Origin of the sequence: Amycolatopsis dongchuanensis, assembly GCF_039542405.1 — a bacterium.
Classification (GTDB): Bacteria; Actinomycetota; Actinomycetes; order Mycobacteriales; family Pseudonocardiaceae; genus Amycolatopsis_E; species Amycolatopsis_E sacchari.
In genome coordinates, this window is the sequence record NZ_BAABIB010000101.1 from 39,457 (window position 1) to 45,229 (window position 5,773).

The window sequence follows — 5,773 nt, forward strand, 5'->3', positions numbered from 1 at the left end:
CCGAGCGGGTTGCCGCGCTGCCCCAGCCAGCCGCTCGCCGCGCGCTAGCCAGCCGGTCGCGCGGCCCCGAGCCAGCCGGTCGCCGCGCGCAAGCCAACCGGTCACCGCGCCCGCGCGAGTCCGTCGCGCCGCCCGAGCCGGTTGCCGGAGCCAGGCCTACCCCTGCGCCCCCGCGGCGCGGGCCACGGCGGTCACGTAGTCCCCGTACCCGGACTTCGACAGCTTCAGCCCCAGCGCCAGGCACTGGTCCGCGTCGATGTAGCCCATGCGCAGCGCCACCTCTTCGAGGCACGCGATCCGCACGCCGGTCCGGTGTTCGAGCACCTGCACGAACTGCCCGGCCTCCAGCAGCGAGTCGTGCGTCCCGGTGTCCAGCCACGCGAAGCCGCGGCCGAGGTCGACCAGCTTCGCCTTGCCCTGCCGCAGGTAGGTGAGGTTGACGTCGGTGATCTCCAGCTCGCCGCGCGCCGACGGTTTGAGCTGCCGCGAAATCTCCACCACCTGGTTGTCGTAGAAGTACAGGCCCGTGATGGCCTGGTTCGACTTCGGCCGCGCGGGCTTCTCCTCGATCGACACCAGCTGCCCGGTTTTGTCGGTCTCGCCGACGCCGTAGCGCTGCGGGTCCTTCACCGGGTAGCCGAACAGCACGCACCCGTCGAGCGCCGCGACCTCCTGCTGCATCCGGCCCGCGAAGCCCTGGCCGTAGAAGATGTTGTCCCCGAGCACGAGCGCCACCGAGTCGTCGCCGATGAAGTCCGCGCCGATGACGAACGCCTCGGCGAGACCGTTCGGCGCGGGCTGCTCGGCGTAGCTCAGCTGCAGCCCGAACTGGTCGCCCGAACCGAGCAGGCGCCGGAAGTTCGGCAGGTCGGTGGGGGTCGAGATGATCAGGATCTCCCGGATCCCGGCGAGCATGAGCACCGAGATCGGGTAGTAGATCATCGGCTTGTCGTAGACCGGCAGCAGCTGCTTCGACACGGCCTGGGTGATCGGGTGCAGGCGGGTGCCGCTGCCGCCCGCCAGCACGATGCCCTTCATCCCTGGCTCCCCTCGTCGCTTCCGGAACAGTCGGGGCCCACCCTAGTGGCGTTACCACGGGCCACCGTGCCACGCAGCCGGAATAGGGGTGGAGGGAGCGACGTTCGCCTGATCGTGCGCGTAGACATCTGGTCCGACGTGGTGTGCCCCTGGTGCTACCTCGGCAAACGGCGTTTCGAGAAGGCGCTGGCGTCCTTCGACCGGCGGGACGAGGTCGAGGTCGTGTACCGGTCGTTCGAGCTGGACCCGCGGCTCCCGCGCGGCGAGGCGCAGCCGAAGACGCCGCTGCTGGCGGCGAAGTTCGGCAACGGCGAGGACGAGGTGCGCGCGATGGACGCGCGGCTGGAGCAGCTCGCCGCCGCGGACGGCCTCGAGTACCACCTGGTCGACGGCATCGTCGGCAACACCTTCGACGCGCACCGGGTCCTGCACCTGGCGAAGGCGCGCGGGAAGCAGGCCGAGGTCACCGAGCGGTTCTTCCGCGCCTACTTCACCGAGCGCCGCTCGTTGTTCGACCACGACTCGCTGGCGGACGTCGCCGCCGACGCCGGTCTGGACCGCGACGAGGTGCTGAGCGTCCTCAAGGACGGCACGTACGCCGACGACGTGCGGGCCGACGTCGCCGAAGCCCGTGATCTGGGCGCGAACGGCGTGCCGTTCTTCGTGCTCGACGGCCGCTACGGCGTTTCGGGCGCCCAGTCCACCGAGACCTTCACGGCCGCCCTCACGAAGGCTTTCGAGGACTGACCGGCCCCTTCGCGAAGTACGTCGTGCAGACGCCGTTGTCGTAGTCCGCGGCGATTTCCAGTACGTTCCGCCCACCGTCGACCGGCAGCAGCACCGAGCTGTAGTTGGGGCAGAAGTCGTTGAAGGCGTCGGGAACCGCGACCGGCGCGGGCAGCTCGTACCACGCGCCCGCGCCGAGGGCGTCGTTGGCGAGCAGCACCTGGCCGTTGCCGGTGAGGCGGTGGCCGCCGGCGTCGGTGTAGAGCTGGCCCACCATCAGCAGGCGGCCGTCCGGGAAGAGCGTGACGGTGTGGGCGTGCTGGAAGTAGTTGCCCTCGGCGGTCTGGACCGGGGTGCCGGGGTCGGCGGGGTCGCCGAAGTTCGCGCCGTCGGCGGAGATCTTGTAGTACGGGTTGCAGTACAGCTTGCCGTAGTTGCAGATCTCGTAGGCGAAGTAGTAGCGGCCGCCGGGCAGCTCGCGCACGATCGGCATGCCGGGGCGGACGCGGGTCGGCCCGATGGCGAGGGTGGTCTGCTTGGTGCCCCAGGTGAGGCCGTCGGTGGAGCCGACGCGGTTGAGCACCTGGGAGTAGCGGGGCGCCTCGGTCTCGTCGGCGTAGTGCATCCAGAGGGTGCCGCCGGCGTCGACGGTGAACTCCGGTTCCCAGATGCCGTCGTGGTTGTGGGAGCGCGCGGCTTCGGAGAGGAACGACCAGTGCCTGCCGCCGTCGCGGCTGGCCCAGACGCGGAGCGACATGCGGCGCTCGGGGCCGTCGTCCTGCCCGTAGCTCGCCGCCCACAGCAGGGTGCCGGCGCGGAGGCGGCCGACCTGGCGGGGCAGTTCGTAGAGCGTGCCGCAGCACTCGCCGCGGCCGCCGCCGGAGTCGCGGATCTCGCCGATCCGCCGGAAGCTGCGGCCCTCGTCGGTGCTCTCGAACACGGGCGCCACGGGACCGCCGCCGTCCCACCCGCTCACGGCGGCGACGATCCGGCCCTGGTACGGCCCGTGCGAGAGCCGCACGACGCGGGGGTACGACCCGACGGCGAGCCGCTCACGCGTGGCGGCCTGCGCGGGCGGGGCGATGCCCGCCAAGGTCACCGCGACCAGCACCAACACGGCGAGTCTCCCCATGGCGGGAATTACACCACGGAGTAACCGGCCGGTTGCGCTGCGGCGCCGTGCTTCACGCGGTCAGGGCTGTTTCACCGCCTCCGATGATCCGGTCGACGAACCCGTAGGCGAGGGCTTCTTCGGCGTCGAACCAGCGGTCGCGGTCGGCGTCGGCCGTGATCTGCTCGACGGTCTGCCCGGTCTGCCGCGCCGTGATCTCCGCGATGCGGCGCTTCATCTTGCCGAAGACCTCCGCCTGGATGGCGATGTCGGTGGCGGCGCCGCGGATCCCGGCGGACGGCTGGTGCATGACGAGGCGGGTGTTGGGCAGCAGGAACCGTTTGCCGGGGGTGCCCGAGCTGAGCAGGAACTGCCCCATCGAGGCGACGAACCCGAGCCCGACGGTGGAGACGTCCGGTTTGACCAGGCACATCGTGTCGTAGATGGCCATGCCCGCGGTGACCGAGCCGCCGGGGGAGTTGATGTAGAACTTGATGTCCTTTTCCGGGTCGTCGGCGGCCAGGAGGAGGAGCTGGGCCGTGATCCGGTTGGCGATCTCGTCGTTGACCTCGGAGCCGAGGAACACGATGCGGTCGCGCAGGAGCTGTTCGTAGACGGAGTCGGTGAGGGTCAGGTCGCTGCCGGGGGAACGCAGGCTGGGTAGCAAGTGGACGGTCATGCGGTGCCTTTCGTTGTGCGGCCGGGACACCGTGACCGTATTCGGGTTGTGGTCCGTTGCGGGGCGCCGTTCGCTCTGGGCGTGCGGAATCCGCTGAGAGCGATCATTGACCTCAGGCGGACTGGAGGTTCTAGCGTCGCGAGCTACCTGGCCAAGCCGCGCTCCCTGGCCTTCGCCACGGTGTCGGCGCGGAACGAGCCCCGGTTTCCGGTTCCGCACGGGCCAAGCATGTGTCGAGGCGCCCCGCGGTACGCACTGGGTGCCGAGCGAGATCACGATCATCGTGCACGGCAAGGCTGCCGTGCTGGGCCCCGCCCACGGCGATTTCGCTGCGTTGAACGAGCTCTACGGACCGCCGTGGTGGCAGGACGTGCTCGAGGACGGCGGTGGTGTGTACCTGCGGGTGAACGCGGATCGGATGTTCGTGTGGGCCCAGGACACGGCGAAGTGGTGAGGGGCCGGCGTTCCTAATCTGATTGCGGCAAGGCCTCGCTCACAGCAGGATCAACGACATGCCGCGTACGTTCATCCGGTTCCGGAACGTCGGGTTCTGGGCGCCCGATGCGCACACCCAGGCGTGGATGTACTTGGTGTGCGCCGAAATCGACGGGATGACCGAGCCGCCGGGCTGGCTGCTGGAGGCTCGGGAGTGGTGGTTCGTCCTCGCCACGGTTCGCATCAACGGCGTCATGGACCCGAGCTACGACACGTACCTGGGCGAGGACGAGGCGCGGATCGGCCTGGTGCAGGAGATCCACGAGCGCGTGCTGAGCCGTTTCAAGTCGTTCGGCGAGAAGATGCCACGGCTGAGCGTGCCCGAGGGCGTTCATGCCTTCGACGGTTCCGTCGACACCGAGTTGTACGCCGAGACCTTCGCGTCGTTCGCCGGTCTGCTGCGTGGCGAGGGCGAGGACCTGGAGCCCGCGTAGCCGCGTCGCGGGCTCCCGTGTGTCCTCGGCGTCAGCGGTAGTTGGTGAACTGCAGCGCGATGTCGAAGTCCTTGCCCTTGAGCAGGGCGATGACCTCCTGCAGGTGGTCCTTCTTCTTGCCCGACACGCGCAGCTGGTCGCCCTGGATCTGGGCCTGCACGCCCTTCGGGCCCTCGTCGCGGATGAACTTCGCGATCTGCTTGGCCTTGTCCGACGCGATGCCCTGGATGATCTTGCCGTTGACCTTGTAGATCTTGCCGGACACGGCGGGCTCACCGGCCTCGAACGCCTTCAGCGAGATGCCCCGCTTGATGAGCTTCTCCTTGAACACCTCGACGGCGGCGAGCGCGCGCTCCTCGGTCTCGGCCTCGACGGTGATCGCCTCTTCGCCGGCCCACGAGACCTTCGCGTTGACGCCCCGGAAGTCGAACCGGGTGGACAGCTCCTTCGCCGCCTGGTTCAGCGCGTTGTCCACCTCCTGGCGGTCGACCTTGCTCACGACGTCGAACGACGGATCAGCCACTTGTCCCACACCTCGTACTTCGGCTTGTCGGCTACGCCACACCTTAGCGCTGCCACCTCCCCCCGCTTGCCACCGCCGTCGGGACGTTCTGTACGCTGTCTTCCGGCTGGTTCGCCCAGCCACGGCGGGTTGCCCGAGCGGCCAAAGGGATCTGACTGTAAATCAGACGGCACTGCCTTCAGAGGTTCGAATCCTCTACCCGCCACGCCAGGGGAACGCCCCGCTGACCTGGAAAGACAGGGCAGCGGGGCGTTCGTCGTATATGCGGTGATGGGCAGTGGCAGGCGGCGCCTGACGGGTGTTCGTGGCAAAGGTGTGGCAACGGCTCAGCGGCCTTCTAGCAGCCGTCGCACGCTGTCGAGGGCTGCTCGCTCACCGGCGTGTCGGAGGTCGTAGGGACGCTTGGCGAGCGGGCTCGCGACGACCTCTGGGGTGAAGACGAGCTGACGAGCCCTCGCCCACACCCGTCCGTAGACCGTGCTGCTGATGCGGCCTCCGCCGCGGACTCCTCGGAAGAGCCGACCGTCCGCCGCCGTGCCGTACGTCTTGATGTGCTCGTGCAGGATTGCCGTGAGCACGTGCGGGCACGGAACCGTGCGGGTGATGCCCGCTTCCCGGTGCTTCAGCGGACCTTCTTCCGAAGCTTCACCCGAGTCCGTCCATTCCTCCGCCAGATTCGCAGCTTCTTCCGGGCCGCAACGCGGCGTAGTAAGAGCGTGTCTCACTTGGATCTTGAGGGAGGTGTGGGCAAGATCGTGGCGTGATGG

Annotated in this window: 7 protein-coding genes, 1 tRNA gene and 1 pseudogene; 4 read left to right on the forward strand and 5 right to left on the reverse strand. The window is 69.0% G+C overall.

The genetic code is table 11. From position 1 onward, the window contains the following. Positions 1–156 precede the first annotated feature (156 nt). Positions 157–1,038, reverse strand: coding sequence for a glucose-1-phosphate thymidylyltransferase RfbA (gene rfbA, locus ABFX51_RS27305; protein ID WP_346055317.1), 882 nt, complete (start codon positions 1,036–1,038; stop codon positions 157–159). Positions 1,039–1,152: 114 nt separating this feature from the next. Between rfbA and ABFX51_RS27310 the strand changes: the two genes are divergently transcribed. Continuing rightward, positions 1,153–1,785 (forward strand): DsbA family oxidoreductase, encoded by a 633-nt coding sequence (locus ABFX51_RS27310; protein ID WP_091505114.1) that lies wholly within the window; start codon positions 1,153–1,155, stop codon positions 1,783–1,785. Here the strand turns inward: ABFX51_RS27310 and ABFX51_RS27315 are convergent. Both ABFX51_RS27315 and ABFX51_RS27320 read right to left on the reverse strand, forming a co-directional pair. Further along, positions 1,763–2,896: a sialidase family protein gene (locus ABFX51_RS27315; protein WP_091505113.1), complete on the reverse strand. Its 1,134-nt coding sequence runs from the start codon at positions 2,894–2,896 to the stop codon at positions 1,763–1,765. The two genes, ABFX51_RS27310 and ABFX51_RS27315, sit on opposite strands and share 23 nt — an antisense overlap. Before the next feature lie 52 nt (positions 2,897–2,948). Continuing rightward, the gene (locus tag ABFX51_RS27320) at positions 2,949–3,554 is read right to left on the reverse strand and encodes a ClpP family protease (RefSeq protein WP_091505112.1); all 606 of its coding nucleotides are present in this window, start codon (positions 3,552–3,554) and stop codon (positions 2,949–2,951) included. Positions 3,555–3,813: 259 nt separating this feature from the next. On the opposite strand from ABFX51_RS27320, the gene ABFX51_RS27325 reads away from it, so the two are divergent. Both ABFX51_RS27325 and ABFX51_RS27330 read left to right on the forward strand, forming a co-directional pair. After that, entirely contained in the window at positions 3,814–4,008 is a 195-nt protein-coding gene (locus ABFX51_RS27325; protein WP_346055318.1) for a hypothetical protein, read from the forward strand. A 58-nt stretch (positions 4,009–4,066) separates the two neighbouring features. Then, positions 4,067–4,483, forward strand: a complete 417-nt coding sequence (locus tag ABFX51_RS27330) for a hypothetical protein (RefSeq protein WP_346055319.1) — start codon at positions 4,067–4,069, stop codon at positions 4,481–4,483. A 31-nt stretch (positions 4,484–4,514) separates the two neighbouring features. Here the strand turns inward: ABFX51_RS27330 and ABFX51_RS27335 are convergent, their stop codons facing one another. Then, positions 4,515–5,006: a YajQ family cyclic di-GMP-binding protein gene (locus tag ABFX51_RS27335; protein ID WP_091505110.1), complete on the reverse strand. Its 492-nt coding sequence runs from the start codon at positions 5,004–5,006 to the stop codon at positions 4,515–4,517. 123 nt (positions 5,007–5,129) lie between these two features. Between ABFX51_RS27335 and ABFX51_RS27340 the strand changes: the two genes are divergently transcribed. After that, positions 5,130–5,211: transfer RNA gene (locus tag ABFX51_RS27340), tRNA-Tyr, on the forward strand. A 121-nt stretch (positions 5,212–5,332) separates the two neighbouring features. Here the strand turns inward: ABFX51_RS27340 and ABFX51_RS27345 are convergent. Then, positions 5,333–5,773: pseudogene (locus tag ABFX51_RS27345) on the reverse strand (hypothetical protein); the annotation flags it as partial.

Coding starts and splice junctions, on each gene's coding strand:
- rfbA (WP_346055317.1), bottom strand. CDS start 1,038: ATGAAGGGCATCGTGCTGGCGGGCGGCAGCGGCACCCGCCTGCACCCG.
- ABFX51_RS27315 (WP_091505113.1), bottom strand. CDS start 2,896: ATGGGGAGACTCGCCGTGTTGGTGCTGGTCGCGGTGACCTTGGCGGGC.
- ABFX51_RS27320 (WP_091505112.1), bottom strand. CDS start 3,554: ATGACCGTCCACTTGCTACCCAGCCTGCGTTCCCCCGGCAGCGACCTG.
- ABFX51_RS27330 (WP_346055319.1), top strand. CDS start 4,067: ATGCCGCGTACGTTCATCCGGTTCCGGAACGTCGGGTTCTGGGCGCCC.